Source organism: Methyloversatilis sp. XJ19-13 (assembly GCF_024580155.1).
In the GTDB taxonomy this organism is placed as follows: domain Bacteria; phylum Pseudomonadota; class Gammaproteobacteria; order Burkholderiales; family Rhodocyclaceae; genus Methyloversatilis.
In genome coordinates this window covers 344,884-359,425 of the sequence record NZ_JANINH010000003.1, presented here as the reverse complement: position 1 = coordinate 359,425, position 14,542 = coordinate 344,884, and the positions used below count along the sequence as shown (strand labels likewise).

Annotated in this window: 18 protein-coding genes; 14 read left to right on the top strand and 4 right to left on the bottom strand. The window is 64.4% G+C overall.

Annotated features, from left to right (window positions below; all coding sequences use genetic code 11):
* Positions 1–41 precede the first annotated feature (41 nt).
* From NMQ14_RS06325 to NMQ14_RS06275, 11 genes are all read left to right on the top strand, one after another.
* On the top strand, positions 42–1,274 hold the full coding sequence (locus NMQ14_RS06325; RefSeq protein ID WP_257094459.1) for a type II secretion system F family protein: 1,233 nt from the start codon (positions 42–44) through the stop codon (positions 1,272–1,274).
* A gap of 18 nt (positions 1,275–1,292) precedes the next feature.
* The gene (locus NMQ14_RS06320) at positions 1,293–2,147 is read left to right on the top strand and encodes an A24 family peptidase (RefSeq protein WP_257094457.1); all 855 of its coding nucleotides are present in this window, start codon (positions 1,293–1,295) and stop codon (positions 2,145–2,147) included.
* A 121-nt stretch (positions 2,148–2,268) separates the two neighbouring features.
* Positions 2,269–2,589, top strand: coding sequence for an FmdB family zinc ribbon protein (locus NMQ14_RS06315; protein ID WP_257094455.1), 321 nt, complete (start codon positions 2,269–2,271; stop codon positions 2,587–2,589).
* Positions 2,589–3,218, top strand: coding sequence for a DUF502 domain-containing protein (locus NMQ14_RS06310; protein WP_257094452.1), 630 nt, complete (start codon positions 2,589–2,591; stop codon positions 3,216–3,218). Before NMQ14_RS06315 ends, NMQ14_RS06310 begins: the two co-directional genes overlap by 1 nt.
* A gap of 44 nt (positions 3,219–3,262) precedes the next feature.
* Positions 3,263–5,056 carry an aspartate--tRNA ligase gene (gene aspS, locus NMQ14_RS06305; protein ID WP_257094450.1) on the top strand — a complete coding sequence of 598 codons (1,794 nt, stop codon included), beginning with the start codon at positions 3,263–3,265 and terminating at the stop codon, positions 5,054–5,056.
* 8 nt (positions 5,057–5,064) lie between these two features.
* Positions 5,065–5,454, top strand: coding sequence for a ribonuclease domain-containing protein (locus NMQ14_RS06300; protein WP_257094448.1), 390 nt, complete (start codon positions 5,065–5,067; stop codon positions 5,452–5,454).
* Positions 5,455–5,456: 2 nt separating this feature from the next.
* A complete protein-coding gene (locus tag NMQ14_RS06295; protein WP_257094445.1) occupies positions 5,457–5,912 on the top strand; it encodes a barstar family protein in 456 nt (151 codons plus the stop codon).
* The gene (gene nudB / locus NMQ14_RS06290) at positions 5,909–6,358 is read left to right on the top strand and encodes a dihydroneopterin triphosphate diphosphatase (protein WP_257094444.1); all 450 of its coding nucleotides are present in this window, start codon (positions 5,909–5,911) and stop codon (positions 6,356–6,358) included. Before NMQ14_RS06295 ends, nudB begins: the two co-directional genes overlap by 4 nt.
* A gap of 70 nt (positions 6,359–6,428) precedes the next feature.
* Positions 6,429–6,851, top strand: coding sequence for an Hsp20/alpha crystallin family protein (locus tag NMQ14_RS06285; protein WP_257081928.1), 423 nt, complete (start codon positions 6,429–6,431; stop codon positions 6,849–6,851).
* A gap of 109 nt (positions 6,852–6,960) precedes the next feature.
* Complete coding sequence (gene argB / locus NMQ14_RS06280; RefSeq protein ID WP_069038525.1) at positions 6,961–7,863, top strand: acetylglutamate kinase; 903 nt, start codon at positions 6,961–6,963, stop codon at positions 7,861–7,863.
* Positions 7,860–8,528 carry a pyrimidine 5'-nucleotidase gene (locus NMQ14_RS06275; protein ID WP_257094443.1) on the top strand — a complete coding sequence of 223 codons (669 nt, stop codon included), beginning with the start codon at positions 7,860–7,862 and terminating at the stop codon, positions 8,526–8,528. The genes argB and NMQ14_RS06275 overlap by 4 nt, the downstream gene beginning before the upstream one ends.
* Here NMQ14_RS06275 and hemB read toward each other — a convergent pair.
* The gene (hemB, locus tag NMQ14_RS06270) at positions 8,515–9,525 is read right to left on the bottom strand and encodes a porphobilinogen synthase (RefSeq protein ID WP_257094442.1); all 1,011 of its coding nucleotides are present in this window, start codon (positions 9,523–9,525) and stop codon (positions 8,515–8,517) included. The genes NMQ14_RS06275 and hemB overlap by 14 nt on opposite strands.
* Positions 9,526–9,814: 289 nt before the next feature.
* Positions 9,815–10,444, bottom strand: coding sequence for a ribosome biogenesis GTP-binding protein YihA/YsxC (yihA, locus tag NMQ14_RS06265; RefSeq protein WP_257094441.1), 630 nt, complete (start codon positions 10,442–10,444; stop codon positions 9,815–9,817).
* Between the two features lie 145 nt (positions 10,445–10,589).
* Between yihA and NMQ14_RS06260 the strand changes: the two genes are divergently transcribed.
* Positions 10,590–11,240: a cytochrome c4 gene (locus tag NMQ14_RS06260; RefSeq protein ID WP_257094440.1), complete on the top strand. Its 651-nt coding sequence runs from the start codon at positions 10,590–10,592 to the stop codon at positions 11,238–11,240.
* Here the strand turns inward: NMQ14_RS06260 and NMQ14_RS06255 are convergent.
* On the bottom strand, positions 11,219–12,031 hold the full coding sequence (locus tag NMQ14_RS06255; RefSeq protein ID WP_257094439.1) for a ferritin-like domain-containing protein: 813 nt from the start codon (positions 12,029–12,031) through the stop codon (positions 11,219–11,221). The genes NMQ14_RS06260 and NMQ14_RS06255 overlap by 22 nt on opposite strands.
* 138 nt (positions 12,032–12,169) lie before the next feature.
* Here NMQ14_RS06255 and msrP point away from each other — a divergent pair, with 138 nt between their 5' ends.
* Positions 12,170–13,123, top strand: coding sequence for a protein-methionine-sulfoxide reductase catalytic subunit MsrP (gene msrP, locus NMQ14_RS06250; protein ID WP_257094438.1), 954 nt, complete (start codon positions 12,170–12,172; stop codon positions 13,121–13,123).
* Positions 13,124–13,192: 69 nt separating this feature from the next.
* Entirely contained in the window at positions 13,193–13,795 is a 603-nt protein-coding gene (locus tag NMQ14_RS06245; protein WP_257094528.1) for a protein-methionine-sulfoxide reductase heme-binding subunit MsrQ, read from the top strand.
* 9 nt (positions 13,796–13,804) lie between these two features.
* Here NMQ14_RS06245 and NMQ14_RS06240 read toward each other — a convergent pair whose 3' ends face one another.
* Positions 13,805–14,533, bottom strand: coding sequence for a PEP-CTERM sorting domain-containing protein (locus tag NMQ14_RS06240; protein WP_257094437.1), 729 nt, complete (start codon positions 14,531–14,533; stop codon positions 13,805–13,807).
* Positions 14,534–14,542: the final 9 nt, after the last annotated feature.

Genomic DNA, 14,542 nt, shown 5'->3' with positions numbered 1-14,542 from the left:
CCGCGACAGCATGAGCGGTCATACCGCGCTAGGAGCTTGATTTGGCCACCGCAACCCGCCCCGCACGCAAGGACAGCGGTTCCAAGGACCAGGTATTCAACTGGGAAGGCAAGGACAAGAGCGGCAAGCAGGTGCGCGGCGAAATGCGCGCCGGCGGCGAAGCCATGGTCCAGGCCACACTTCGTCGTCAGGGCATTCTGGTCACCAAAGTCAAGAAGCGCAGCTTCGGGCGCGGCGGCAAGGTGACCGAAAAGGACATCACGTTGTTTACGCGCCAGCTCGCGACGATGATGAAAGCCGGCGTACCACTGCTGCAGGCCTTCGACATCGTCGGCAAGGGTGCTGCGAATGGCGCCGTGTCGCGCCTGCTGGGCGACATCAAACTCGAAGTGGAATCCGGGTCGAGCCTCAACCAGGCCTTCCGCAAATACCCCCAGCACTTCGACCCGCTGTTCTGCAACCTCGTGTCGGCCGGCGAACAGGCCGGTATTCTCGACAGCCTGCTCGACCGGCTGGCGACCTATCGCGAGAAGATCCTGGCCATCAAGGGCAAGATCAAGTCGGCCATGTTCTATCCTGCGTCGGTGCTGGGCATCGCAATCATCATCACCGCGGTGATCATGATTTTCGTCATTCCGGAGTTCAAGAAAGTGTTTTCGAGCTTTGGTGCCGACCTGCCGGCACCAACGCTTGTCGTCATTGCGATCTCGGACGCTTTCGTCGCCTATTCCTGGCTCATTGCGCTCGTCGTCGCCGGCGCCTTCATCAGCTTCGCGTACATGCTCAAGCGATCGCTGCCGCTGCAGATTGCCGTCGACCGGCTGCTGCTCAGGTTGCCGGTGATGGGCGATATCGTGCGCAAGGCCACCATCGCGCGCTGGGCGCGCACGCTGTCGACGATGTTCGCGGCCGGCGTACCGCTGGTCGAAGCGCTCGATTCGGTCGGCGGCGCCGCCGGCAATCACATCTACCGCATGGCAACCAAGCAGATCCAGTCGGAGGTAAGTACCGGCACCAGCCTCACCGTGGCGATGCAGAACACGAATGTGTTCCCGGTGATGGTGATCCAGATGGCGTCGATCGGCGAGGAATCCGGTCAGCTCGACGCGATGCTGTCCAAGGTGGCAGACTTCTTCGAGCAGGAAGTGGATGACTCGGTGGAGGCGCTGTCCAGCCTGCTGGAACCGATCATCATGGTGGTGCTCGGTACGCTGATCGGTGGCCTGGTGGTGGCCATGTATCTGCCGATCTTCAAGGTCGCGCAGTCGGTCTGAGCACAGGCAGGTCACATCATGAACATCGACCTGCTGGTCCAGTCCGGGCCGCTGGCGCTGCTGTGCGGCCTGATCGGGCTGGCCGTCGGCAGCTTCCTGAACGTGGTGATTCATCGCCTGCCGCTGATGATGGAACGCGAGTGGGCGGCACAGTGCGCGGAACTTGCCGGCCAGACGCCCGCACCGGCTGATCCACTGACGCTCTCTGCGCCACGTTCCCGCTGTCCATCCTGCGGCCACGCCATCACCGCGCTGCAGAACATCCCGCTGCTGTCATGGGCGCTGCTGCGCGGCCGCTGCAGCGCCTGCCGGACGCCGATCAGCGCGCGCTATCCGCTGGTCGAACTGCTGACCGGCCTGCTCAGCGCCGCCTGTGCCCTCAATTTCGGCCCGACGCTGCTGCTGGCTGGCGCACTGGTTTTCGTGTGGGCGCTGATCGCCCTGACCTTCATCGATCTCGATACCCAGCTTCTGCCCGACAGCATCACGCTGCCTCTGGTCTGGGCCGGGCTGCTGCTCAATCTGGTCGGCGGTTTCACCGACCTGTCCTCGGCGGTGGCGGGCGCCATCGTCGGGTACCTGGTGTTGTGGTCGGTGTACTGGGCCTTCAAACTGATTACCGGCAAGGAAGGCATGGGTTACGGCGACTTCAAGCTGCTGGCTGCGATCGGCGCCTTCCTCGGCTGGCAGATGCTGCCGGTGGTCATCCTGCTGTCGTCGCTGGTCGGCGCGAGCGTCGGCATCGCGATGATTGTCTTCCGCTCGCACGGCCGCAACGTACCCATTCCGTTCGGCCCCTATCTGGCGGCAGCGGGTGTTCTGGCGCTGTTTTTCGGACAGACGATCAACCAGACCTATCTCGGTGCTTTCTGACGCGCGTGCCCGGACTTGATTCCGGCGCGCCAACCCTCATCTCGACAGGGCCGCATATGGACTGAAATGTGCATGTGCAACAATGCCTTAATCTATACTTCTGCGTTTTCCGGAGCCTGACATGCCGATTTACGGTTACCGCTGCTCGTCCTGCGGTCATGAAAAAGATGTGATGCAGAAAATCAGTGAGGCGAAGCTGACAGTCTGCCCGGCCTGTGGCGCATCGACCTTCGTCAAACAGCTTTCCGCGGCCGGCTTCCAGCTCAAGGGCAGTGGCTGGTATGCGACCGATTTCAAAGGTGGCGGCGCAAAACCGGTCAGCCCGGCAGCCGGCGCCGATGCCCCGAAGGAGGCGTCATCGGGATCCTCTGCCGAACAGGCATCGACCGACAGCAGTCCGGCCGCGCCGAAGGCTTGCGGCGGCCCGTGCGCCTGCCATTGATGAAACGTTATTTCATCACCGGTCTGCTGATGTGGATTCCGCTCGCGATCACCCTCTGGGTGCTCGCGTGGATTCTCGGCACGCTGGATTCAACCATGCTTCTGGTGCCCTACAAATGGCGGCCGGAGCAGCTTTTCGGGTTCGACATTCCCGGTCTGGGCGTCATCCTGACCGTGCTGATCATCCTGATCAGTGGCGTCATAGGTCACAACATCATCGGCCAGCGCCTGCTGCGCTACTGGGAAAGCCTGCTGTCGCGCATTCCGGTGGTCAAGTCGATCTACAACGGCGTCAAGCAGGTGTCGGACACGCTGTTTTCCAGCTCGGGCGAGGCCTTCCGCAAGGCGATGCTGATCCAGTACCCGCGCCAGGGCAGCTGGACCATCGCCTTCATGACCGGCCAGCCGGGCGGCGACGTAGCCAACCACCTGACCGACCACATCAGCGTCTATGTACCGACCACGCCCAATCCGACTTCAGGCTTCTTCCTGATGGTGCCGCGCAGCGAGGCGATCGAACTCGACATGACGGTGGACGAAGCGCTGAAATACATCGTGTCGATGGGCGTTGTGCCGCCCGCCCGCAAACCCAGGGTACAGAAGACGGTCGTGCCCGCACTCGATAACTGAAACCGGGGCGCGGCCGCGCCCCTTCTCTCTTCCGGAAACACACCATGCGTACGCAATACTGCGGCCTGCTCGATGCGGGCTATCTTGATCAGACCGTCACACTTTTCGGCTGGGCGCACCGCCGGCGTGATCACGGCGGCGTCATCTTCATCGACCTGCGCGACCGCGAAGGTCTGGTGCAGATCGTGTGCGACCCTGATCGCGCGCAAACCTTTGCCGTGGCCGAATCGGTTCGCAACGAGTTCTGTCTGAAGGTGACCGGCCGCGTGCGCCGCCGCCCGGAAGGCACGACCAACGCCAATCTGGTGTCCGGCCAGATCGAAGTGCTGGCGCATGAAGTCGAGGTGCTGAACCCGTCGGTCACGCCGCCCTTCCCGCTCGACGACGAGAATCTGTCGGAAACCGTGCGCCTGACGCACCGCGTGATCGACCTGCGCCGGCCGGCGATGCAGAAGAACATGATGCTGCGCTACAAGACCGCAATGGCTTTCCGCCGCTTCCTCGACGAAAAGGGCTTCATCGACATCGAAACGCCGATGCTCACCAAGAGCACGCCGGAAGGCGCGCGCGACTATCTGGTGCCCAGCCGCGTGCACGATGGTCATTTCTTCGCCCTGCCGCAGTCGCCGCAGTTGTTCAAGCAGCTGCTGATGGTGGCCGGCTACGACCGCTATTATCAACTGACCAAGTGCTTCCGCGACGAAGACCTGCGCGCCGACCGGCAGCCGGAATTCACCCAGGTCGATATCGAAACCAGCTTCCTCGACGAGCACGAAATCACCGCGCTGATGGAGGAGATGATCCGCTACGTGTTCAGGGAGGCGCTCGCGGTCGAGCTGCCGTCGCCGTTCCCGCGCATGACCTACGCCGAAGCGATGGACCGCTTCGGTTCCGACAAGCCGGATCTGCGCGTCACGCTCGAACTGGTCGACGTCGCCGATGCGGTCAAGGACGTCGCCTTCAAGGTGTTTTCGGGCCCGGCCAACGACCCGGCGTGCCGCGTCACCGCGCTGCGCGTGCCCGGCGGCGCCTCACTGTCGCGCGGCGAAATCGACAGCTACACCGAATTCGTCAAGATCTACGGCGCACGCGGTCTGGCCTACATCAAGGTCAACGACGTCACGAAGCTGAACGAGGAAGGCCTGCAGTCGCCCATCGTCAAGAACCTGAGCCCTGAATCGCTGGCCGCCATCATGGCGCGCACCGGCGCGCAGAGCGGCGACGTGATCTTCTTCGGCGCCGACAGGAGCAAGGTGGTGTCCGACGCGCTGGGCGCGCTGCGCCTGAAGATCGGCCACGAGAAGAAGTTCGTCACCGGCGAAGCCTGGCGCCCGCTGTGGGTCATCGACTTCCCGATGTTCGAATACGATGAGGACGAAAAGCGCTGGAACGCCTGCCACCACCCCTTCACCAGCCCGAAGGACGATCACATCGGCCTGCTGAAGACCGATCCGGGCAAGTGTCTGGCCAAGGCCTACGACCTCGCGCTCAATGGCTGGGAAATCGGCGGCGGCTCCGTGCGTATTCATCGCGCAGACGTGCAGGAAACCGTTTTCGAGGCGCTGAACATCGGTCCGGAAGAACAACAGTTGAAATTCGGCTTCCTGCTCGACGCCCTGAAGTACGGCGCGCCGCCGCATGGCGGCCTGGCTTTCGGTCTGGACCGCATCGTCACGATGATGACGGGCGCCGAATCGATCCGCGACGTGATCGCCTTCCCGAAGACCCAGCGCGCGCAGTGCCTGCTGACGCAGGCGCCGAGCCCGGTGGACGAGCGTCAGCTGCGCGACCTGCACATCCGCCTGCGCAACACCGCGAAGGCGGACACTGCGCAGTAAGCCCGCTGATGACCTCGGGACTGTTTCGCCGGACCGGCCGCAGTGCGGTGCTTGCACTGCTCTGGCTGTTGCTCAGCGGCTTTGCGCCGCCCGGCAGCCTGCCCGAGGTCGACCTCGACCGACTGCCGCCCGAGGCCGCGCACACGCTGATGCTGATCAAGCAGGGCGGGCCGTTCCCGTACTCGCGTGACGGCGTGGTGTTCCAGAACCGCGAACGGCTGCTGCCGGCGCGCCAGCGCGGCTATTACCGCGAATACACCGTGCGCACGCCCGGTTTGAATCACCGCGGCGCGCGGCGCATCGTCGCCGGCGAGGGCACAGAACGCGATGTGCGCAGCTCGGGCGAGTATTACTACACGGGCGATCACTACCGAAGTTTCCGCCGAATCAAGGAGTAACCATGTCTTCCCTGCCGCCACCGACATCGATGGAGGCCCGATTGCGCGACGCCTCGCGCAGCGGCGTTTTTTTCGCGCAGCCCACCGCGGCTGCCCGCGCAGCGCGCGTGGCCGATCAGGCCGGATTGCTGCTGATCGGTCTCGATCTCAAGGACGCGCGCGACCGCGCTGCGCTGTTCCAGGCCTTCGCCGACACCTTCGGCTTTCCAGCCACCTTCGGCCACAACCTCGACGCGCTCGGCGACTGCCTCGGCGACCTGTCGTGGGTACCGGCCGGCGGATATCTGGTGCATCTGAGTGGCTGCGCAAAGCCGGTCGAACATTGCAAGGACGACTTCAATGCCATCGTCGCCGTGCTCGACGAGGCCGCCGCCGAATGGCGCTCGCGCGGCACGCCGTTCTGGGTGCTGATCGACCAGCCGAATACGCTGGCGCGTCCCTTCATGGCCAGCGCATGAAGCGACCGCAGTCGGTCCTGGTTCTGATCCACAGTGCCTGTGGTGACATCCTGCTGATCGAACGGGCGAAGCACCCGGGCTTCTGGCAGTCGGTCACCGGCAGCGTCGAAGCCGGCGAAACGCTGGCCGAGGCGGCACAGCGTGAAGTGGCCGAAGAAACCGGCATCGTCGCCCCGGCTGCGCAATTCGAGCGCTGGCATCACAGCAGCCGCTTCGAAATCTTCCCGATGTGGCGCCAGCGCTACCCGCCAGGCGTCACCCACAACACCGAACACCTGTTCAGCCTGTGCGTATCGCGCAACACGCCGATCACACTGGCACCCGACGAGCACCGCGACTGGCGCTGGTTGCCCTGGCGCGAGGCGCTTGACGCAGTGTTTTCATGGACCAATCGCGATGCGATACGGATGTTGACCCAGCGCAAGGCGTTGCAGCGGCGGTATTGAAATCACTTTTCCCCGACCCTAGTTTGGAAGCACGCGGGCGCTCCCCGCACCAGACATGAAAGGGAAAGCCATGAATCAAGTGACCCGTTGGGACCCGTTCGAAAACCTGTTCAAGGACTTCCGCGGCCTCGTGCTGCAGCCGGTCGATCTCGCCGGCAATCCGGATGTGCCGGCGCTGAAGGTCGACGTGAAGGAAGACAAGGACGCCTACACGGTTCATGCCGATCTGCCCGGCGTGACCAAGGACGACATCCACGTCAGCATCGAAGGGCCGGTGGTGTCGATCAGTGCCGAGAAGAAGCGCACGGTCGAGAACAAGGATGGCGAGCGCGTGCTGCGTTCGGAACGCCACTACGGAAAGGTGTCGCGCAGCTTCCAGCTCGGCCAGGACATTGACGAGGCGAACGCCCAGGCCCGCTTCAGCGACGGCGTACTGGAACTGACCTTGCCGAAAAAGGTGGTGGCTGCATCGCGCAAGCTGACCATCCAGTAAACCGGACCGGCGATGCATCGGAAGCGGACACCCCGGGGTGTCCGCTTTTTGTTTGTGCAGTGCACGGCTAGAATCCGGCACCATCATCTCCAGCTGCCGGACACCCGAAATGCCCCACTCTTCCGACCTGACTTCCGGACTGTCACCCCACGCCAAGGCTGCCGTGCTTTCGGAGGCGCTGCCCTATATCCGGCGCTTCCAGGACCGCACCATCGTCATCAAGTACGGCGGCAACGCCATGACGGACCCTGCGCTGAAGCTGGGTTTCGCGCGCGACGTGACGCTGCTCAAGCTGGTCGGCATGAACCCGGTGGTGGTGCATGGCGGCGGCCCCCAGATCGACGACCTGCTGAAGCGGGTCGGCAAGCAGGGCACCTTCGTGCAGGGCATGCGCGTGACCGACGATGAAACGATGGACATCGTCGAAATGGTGCTCGGCGGCCACGTGAACAAGGACATCGTGAACCTGATCAACCAGGCCGGCGGCAAGGCGGTCGGACTGACCGGGCAGGACGCGTCCTTCATCCGCGCCACCAAGCTGATGATGCCGAACAAGGACAAGCCGGACGAAATGCTCGATATCGGACTGGTCGGCGACATCGTGTCGATCGACCCGACCATCATCAATTTCCTCGACAGCGGCGACTTCATCCCGGTGATCGCTCCGATCGGCGTCGGCCCGGACGGCGAAAGCTACAACATCAACGCCGACGTGGTGGCTGGCAAGCTGGCGGAAATCCTGAAGGCGGAAAAACTGGTGCTGCTGACCAATACGCCGGGCGTGCTGGACAAGGAAGGCAATCTGCTGACCGGCATCACGCCGCGCGACGTCGATGCCATGATCGCCGACGGCACGCTGTCCGGCGGCATGCTGCCCAAGATCGGTTCGGCGCTCGATGCCGCGCGCAGCGGCGTCAAGAGCGTGCACATCATCGACGGTCGCGTGCCCAATGCGCTGTTGCTCGAAGTGCTGACCAATGACGGCGTCGGCACACTGATCAAGAGCAAGTGAGTCGGCAGGCGCAGCGGCGTCCGGTCTGGATCTTCGATCTGGACAACACACTGCACGACGCCAATCCGCACATCTTTCCGCACCTGAACCGGGCGATGACCGCCTGGTTGATGACGGAACTGGGACTCGAACACGGCGAAGCCGATCGCCTGCGCACGCACTACTGGCATCGCTACGGCGCCACGCTGCTCGGCCTGATGCGCCACCATGGCACGCGGCCTTCGCATTTCCTGCGCGGGACGCACGACGTCGAGGCGCTGCGTCCGGGTATCGTGTTCGACCGCGCGCTGCGTCACATGCTGACCCGCCTGCCGGGCCGCAGGATCGTGTTCACGAACGGTCCGGCGCACTACGCCGAAGCGGTGCTGGCGGTAATGGGCATGCGCCACCTGTTCGACGCGGTGCATGCCATCGAACATTCGCGCTACGTGCCGAAGCCGCGGCTCGCCGGTTTCCTGCATCTGCTGCGCGACCAGCACGTGATGCCCGCTGACTGCATCATGGTGGAAGACACCGCGGCCAATCTGCGCACCGCGAAACAGCTCGGCATGCGCACCGTGTGGATCAGCCGCAGCGCGGGCCACCACAACTACGTCGACCTGCGGCTGACCTCGGTGCTGAAGCTGCCGCAGGCCATGCGACTGCTCAGCGTCAGGCGTCCCTGAGCCAGCGCGCGGCGTCCAGCGCGTAATAGGTCAGGATGCCGTCGGCGCCGGCGCGCTTGAAGGCGAGCAGCGCTTCCATCGCGGTGGCGCGCTCGTCCAGCCAGCCGTTGGCGACCGCGGCCTTCAGCATCGCGTACTCGCCACTGACCTGGTAGGCATAGGTCGGCACACCCAGCTCCGACTTCACCCGTCGCACGATGTCCAGATACGGCATGCCGGGCTTCACCATGACCATGTCCGCACCTTCGGCGATGTCGAGCGACACTTCGCGGATCGCCTCGTCGCTGTTCGCCGGGTCCATCTGATACGTGTATTTATTGCTCTTGCCGAGGTTGCCGGCCGAACCCACCGCGTCGCGGAACGGGCCGTAGAAGGCTGAGGCGTACTTGGCCGAGTAGGCGAGGATGCGCGTATGGATCAGGCGGTGCGCGTCGAGTTCGAGGCGGATGCGGCCGATGCGCCCGTCCATCATGTCCGACGGCGCGACGACGTCGGCGCCGGCACGCGCATGGCACAGCGCCTGTTTGGCCAGCGCCTCCAGCGTTTCGTCGTTCATCACATAGCCGGTCGCGTCGATCAGGCCGTCCTGACCGTGGCTCGTGTAGGGATCGAGCGCAACGTCGGTGATCACGCCGAGTTCGGGAAACCGCGCCTTCAGCGCCTTTACCGTGCGCGGCACCAGGCCGTCCGGATTCCACGCTTCGGCCGCATCGTCGGTCTTCAGCGGGGCGTCGATCACCGGAAACAGCGCCAGCGCGGGCACGCCGAGCGACACCGCCTGTTCGGCCACCCCCATCAGCACATCGACGCTGACCCGGTTCACGCCAGGCATCGATGCCACGGCTTCGCTGCGCGTCGGGCCGTCGAGCACGAATACCGGATAGATCAGGTCGTTGGTGGTGAGCGTGTGCTCGCGCATGAGCCGGCGCGAGAAATCATCGCGGCGCATGCGGCGCAGGCGGGTGGGCGGGAAATGGCTGGCGGGAGGAAAGGACATCGCGTTGGCCCGGTTCGCAAAGCCGCGATGATAGTACGAGCGCACCCGGCTTCGCGTGTCGGCGCCGGCCGCGAAGGGCGCTGCGGCGACGCAACAATCCCGGAACTCGCGCCGACGCGCCCCGGTCAGAGCAAGCGACGGTGCAAGCCGTCACCCGCTTCACCTCCCTGAGCGGGTGCTTCTTCAAGAGGCGTTTCGAGCCCACGGCTTCCATCCCCTTTGGCCGTGGGCTTTTTTCTTTCCGGCTCCGGCGTTCTGTGCGCCGTGGGCCGTTTCGCTGCAACAGATGTCAGACCGGCGGCGTCGATGCCTGATCAGGCAGATGCGCGGCCAGCCATGGCGAAACAGCCGCCTCGGCTTCCTCGACACCGGTCTTCTTCAGGCTGGAGAACAGTTGCACGCTGACCTGCTCCCCCATGCCGGACAGTTGTCTGCGTACGTCGGCCAATGTTGCCGCCTGAGCACTGCGGGTCAGCTTGTCGGCCTTGGTAAGCAGAACATGCATCGGCTTGCCGCTCACCGAGAACCATTCGATCATGTTCCAGTCCAGAGGCGTGAGCGGGTGGCGCGCATCCATGATGAGCACGAGGCCGGCCAGGCTTTCGCGTTCTTTCAGGTAGCGCTCGATCAGTCCCGCCCAGGCCTTGCGGACTTCGATCGGCACCTGGGCATAGCCGTAGCCGGGCAGGTCAACCAGAAAGCCGCCGCGCACCAGCGTGAAGTAGTTGATCAGCTGGGTACGCCCGGGCGTCTTGCTGACGAAAGCCAGGCGCGTGTGGCCGACCAGCGTATTGATGGCACTCGATTTACCCGCATTGGAACGGCCGGCAAATGCGATTTCCGGGCCGGCAGGCGCCGGCAGGCCCGATGGCTTGGCGACGGACAGATGAAATGCAGCACCGCGGAACAGAGAGGACAAATCGATTACGCGCCACGCGCGCCCAGGAAAACACGGTAAAATGAGGAGTTTACCGTATCACCCTGTTCAACCGGCCACAGATCCATCCGGCACCGACCCGGCCACCGACCGGGCCATCGACCGGATTCATCGTTCAAGGATAGTCATGCGTATGCTCAAGTCGTTCGGTTTTGCCCTGTCTCTGACCCTGGTATCCGCCAGCGCGCTGGCGTCTGAAGAAAAAGCCGCCCCGAAAGCGGACATTGCGGCCGGCAAGACTGTCGCGACGCAGGTATGTGCGGCCTGTCATGGCGCGGACGGCAACAGCGTCATCGCGGTCAACCCCAAACTGGCCGGCCAGCATCCGGAATACCTGTACAAGCAATTGATGAATTTCCGCAGCAAGGACGGTCAGCCGCCCGAGCGCGCCAACGCCATCATGGGCGCAATGGCCTCCGGCCTGTCGGAAGCCGACATGCGCAACGTGTCCGCCTACTATGCGAGCCAGACCCAGACGCCGGAGAAGGCCAAGGGCAACCGCGAAAGCATCGAACTGGGCCAGCGCCTGTGGCGCGGTGGCAACCTCGAAAAAGGTTTGCCCGCCTGTGCCGGCTGTCACGGCCCGGCCGGTGCCGGCATGCCCGCCCAGTACCCGCGCATTGCCGGCCAGCACGCCGAGTACACCGAAACACAGCTGAAGTATTTCCGCGTTGCCGAACGTGCGAATGACCCGGCCAAGATGATGCGCATGATTGCCATCAAGATGACCGACGCCGAGATCAAGGCGGTGTCCGACTACGCGGCGGGTCTGCGCTGAGCGGTCAGGCTGTCGATTTCGCCTTCGGAAAAGCCCGCCGCCAGGCGGGCTTTTTCGTTGACCGGCGGCTGCAGTCGCGGTGCATTGAAGGCATTGAACAGTGTGAGGAAGGTGGCCTCGGGCGCCAGTCCGCGCTGTGCGCACACATGACGGAACCAGCGGTCACCGATCGCGACATGGGTGATTTCGTCATTCAGGATGAGGTCGAGTATGACCAGCGCCGGCGCATCGCCGATGGTGCGCAGCTTGTCCATGATGGGCGGCGTGGCGTCCAGCCCGCGCGCTTCGAGCACGCGCGGCACCAGCGCCATACGGGTCAGCACGTCATCGGCGGTGCGCCGCGCCATGTCCCACAGGCCGGCGTGCGCCGGAAAGTCACCATAGTCGAAGCCCAGCGTCCGCAGGTGGGAGCGCAGCAGGCCGAAGTGGCGCGCTTCGTCAGCCGCCACGCGCAGCCAGTCGGCCAGGAAGGCGTCGGGCAGATCGCGAAAGCGCCAGGCCGCGTCGAGTGCAAGATTGATGGCGGTGAATTCGATGTGACAGATCGCATGGATCATCGCCGCATGACCTTCGCGCGTACCCACGCGGCGCGAGCGCAGCGCAGAGGGCGCGACCAGTTCGGGTCGTGCCGGGCGACCGGGTTCGTCGATGGCATGCGGCAGCGCTGCCGCGCGATCGAACACTACACCCGCCTGCCAGGCTGTCCACAGCGACGCCACCGCGGCGCACTTGGCCTGCGGCGCCTCGCACATCAACAGGTCGAGCAGTTCGGGAAAAATCTTTCGGTTCATCTGCAGTCATACAGGTAAGGTCGCGCCGATGCAGCCGGTCAGCACTGGGGTCTGTTGACGTTCTATCGCAGGGCGCGCGCGATTGAATGCCGATCCCCCCGTCCGGACACCCTGCAGCGTACAACGAGGAGCTTCACCATGCTGATCAAACGCCCGGCCGACATCGTGCCATCCGACATCACGCCGCGCGCGCTGTTCGATACCCGCCGCGACTTCATCCGGGCAGCCGGACTGGGTGCCGGTGCGGCGCTGCTCGGCGGCTTGCCGGGGATCGCCGATGCGCAGGGCAAGCGCGGCGAAAAACTCGGGCCACTGGCGAAAAGCCCCTTCTCGACCGACGAAAAGCTGAACGACTACGAGGACATCACCAGCTACTGCAATTTCTACGAATTTGGAACCGACAAGGCCGATCCGTCGAAGAACGCCCACCGCATGTCCACCCGGCCGTGGACGGTGAGCATCGAGGGCCTGGTGCAGAAGCCCAGGACGCTGGGCATCGAGGAGGTGCTGAAGCTGGCGCCGCTGGAGGAACGCATCTACCGGCTGCGTTGCGTCGAAGCATGGTCGATGGTCGTGCCCTGGATCGGCATTCCGCTGTCAGTGCTGCTCAGGCAGGTCGAGCCGCTGGGCAGCGCGAAGTACGTCGAATTCACCACGCTGGCCGATCCCAAAACCATGCCCGGCGTGCGCAGCGCGGTGCTCGAGTGGCCGTATGTCGAAGGCCTGCGGCTCGACGAAGCCATGCATCCGCTCACCCTCATGGCCGTGGGCCTGTATGGCGAAGTGCTGCCGAACCAGAACGGCGCACCGATGCGGCTGGTGGTGCCATGGAAGTACGGTTTCAAGAGCGCGAAGTCGATCGTGAAGATCCGCTTCACCGACAAGGAGCCGCTGAGCGCCTGGTCGCGCGCCGCCGGTCGCGAGTACGGCTTCTATTCGAATGTGAATCCGGACGTCGACCACCCGCGCTGGAGCCAGGGACGCGAGCGGCGCATCGGCGAGTTTTCGAAGCGCAAGACACTCATGTTCAATGGATACGGCGATCAGGTTGCGTCGCTCTACACGGGCATGGACCTGAGGAAGTACTACTGAGTGCAGGCACGTGCCTCGACCGCACGGCCCCCGGGCCGCAACGCGCGCGCCTGGACACCGGGGCCCACCGTGTTCCGCTGGCTGTGGCGTACCGTCTGGCTCGCCTGTCTGGTGCCGCTTATATGGCTGGCATTCGGCGCATATGCCGACCGGCTGGGCGCCAACCCGATCGAATACATCACGCGCGCCACCGGTGACTGGACGCTGCGCCTGCTGCTGGTAACGCTGGCCGTGACGCCGCTGCGCCAGATCACCGGCTGGCACTGGCTGGTACGCCTGCGCCGCATGCTTGGGCTGTACGCGTTCTTCTATGCCAGCCTGCACCTGCTCACCTATCTGTGGCTGGACCAGTTCTTCGACTTCGAAGGCATCGTGAAGGACATCATCGAGCGGCCCTTCATCACGATCGGATTCGGTGCGTTCCTGCTGCTGCTGCCGCTCGCCGTAACCTCGACCAACGGCATGGTGCGCCGGCTCGGCGGCCGGACCTGGCAGCGGCTGCACAAACTCGTGTACGTCGTCGGCGTCCTCGGGGTGGCGCACTACTGGTGGCTGGTGAAGAAGGACCTGACCGAACCCATCCTCTACGCCTGCATCCTCGCCACGCTGTTCGCCGTGCGCCTGTGGCATGCCCGCCGTCTGCGCGCGCACCTGGCGGCGCAGACGACATGAGGACGTCGCTCAGCGACGCGCGCGACGGGCGGCGCCCGCCACACCTATCAGACCCGCCAGCATCAGCGCCCAGCTTTCCGGTTCCGGCACCGCGGTGATGCTCACGTTGTCGATCGCCAGTGCGGTCGTGACGCCGAAGTCGCCCACATCGACGACACCGAACGCCAGCCGCACCGCACCGCCGCGCGTGAATACGTACTCGAAGCTGCGGATGCCGGTGTCGGCCAGAAAATCGAGGATCGGCGCCGACGTTGCGTCAGCGACCGAGGCGATGCGCGTGATGTCGCCGTCGACCGACAGGAAGGCAAAGTCCGGCCGTGCTTCGGCGCCGACTTCGTTGGTCGCCAGCAGCCAGTCGAAACGCAGGATGTCGCCGACATTCACGTTCACGGTGCGCCAGATGGCCGAGCCTTCATAAGTGAAGTCGTCGCCGCTATCAAAGGCGCCGGGCTGCGCACCGATCGCCGTTTCGAGCGCGAGCCCGGTTTCGACCGCGGCCACACCGCTCAGATTGAACGAGCCGGCCGGCAGCGGGAAGTCATCTTCGAACGTCAGCGATGCCGTCGTCAGGGCGATGTAGGTGTCGCCGGAATTGTCCTGCGCGGACACGTCGCCCGCGGTCTGCCAGTTGGCGACATAGCCGCTGTTGAAGTCTTCGCTGAAGCGTACGTCGGCGTGCGCAGCGGTGGCGAACAGCGAGGCGATGAGCGCTGCGGCGGCAAGGGGTTTGAAGCTCATGTTCGTATC

Excerpts from the sequence above, each read along its gene's own strand:
- NMQ14_RS06320 (WP_257094457.1), top strand. The coding sequence starts at position 1,293 with ATGAACATCGACCTGCTGGTCCAGTCCGGGCCGCTGGCGCTGCTGTGC.
- NMQ14_RS06315 (WP_257094455.1), top strand. The coding sequence starts at position 2,269 with ATGCCGATTTACGGTTACCGCTGCTCGTCCTGCGGTCATGAAAAAGAT.
- NMQ14_RS06310 (WP_257094452.1), top strand. The coding sequence starts at position 2,589 with ATGAAACGTTATTTCATCACCGGTCTGCTGATGTGGATTCCGCTCGCG.
- aspS (WP_257094450.1), top strand. The coding sequence starts at position 3,263 with ATGCGTACGCAATACTGCGGCCTGCTCGATGCGGGCTATCTTGATCAG.
- NMQ14_RS06300 (WP_257094448.1), top strand. The coding sequence starts at position 5,065 with ATGACCTCGGGACTGTTTCGCCGGACCGGCCGCAGTGCGGTGCTTGCA.
- NMQ14_RS06295 (WP_257094445.1), top strand. The coding sequence starts at position 5,457 with ATGTCTTCCCTGCCGCCACCGACATCGATGGAGGCCCGATTGCGCGAC.
- nudB (WP_257094444.1), top strand. The coding sequence starts at position 5,909 with ATGAAGCGACCGCAGTCGGTCCTGGTTCTGATCCACAGTGCCTGTGGT.
- NMQ14_RS06285 (WP_257081928.1), top strand. The coding sequence starts at position 6,429 with ATGAATCAAGTGACCCGTTGGGACCCGTTCGAAAACCTGTTCAAGGAC.
- argB (WP_069038525.1), top strand. The coding sequence starts at position 6,961 with ATGCCCCACTCTTCCGACCTGACTTCCGGACTGTCACCCCACGCCAAG.
- hemB (WP_257094442.1), bottom strand. The coding sequence starts at position 9,525 with ATGTCCTTTCCTCCCGCCAGCCATTTCCCGCCCACCCGCCTGCGCCGC.
- NMQ14_RS06260 (WP_257094440.1), top strand. The coding sequence starts at position 10,590 with ATGCGTATGCTCAAGTCGTTCGGTTTTGCCCTGTCTCTGACCCTGGTA.
- NMQ14_RS06255 (WP_257094439.1), bottom strand. The coding sequence starts at position 12,031 with ATGAACCGAAAGATTTTTCCCGAACTGCTCGACCTGTTGATGTGCGAG.
- msrP (WP_257094438.1), top strand. The coding sequence starts at position 12,170 with ATGCTGATCAAACGCCCGGCCGACATCGTGCCATCCGACATCACGCCG.
- NMQ14_RS06240 (WP_257094437.1), bottom strand. The coding sequence starts at position 14,533 with ATGAGCTTCAAACCCCTTGCCGCCGCAGCGCTCATCGCCTCGCTGTTC.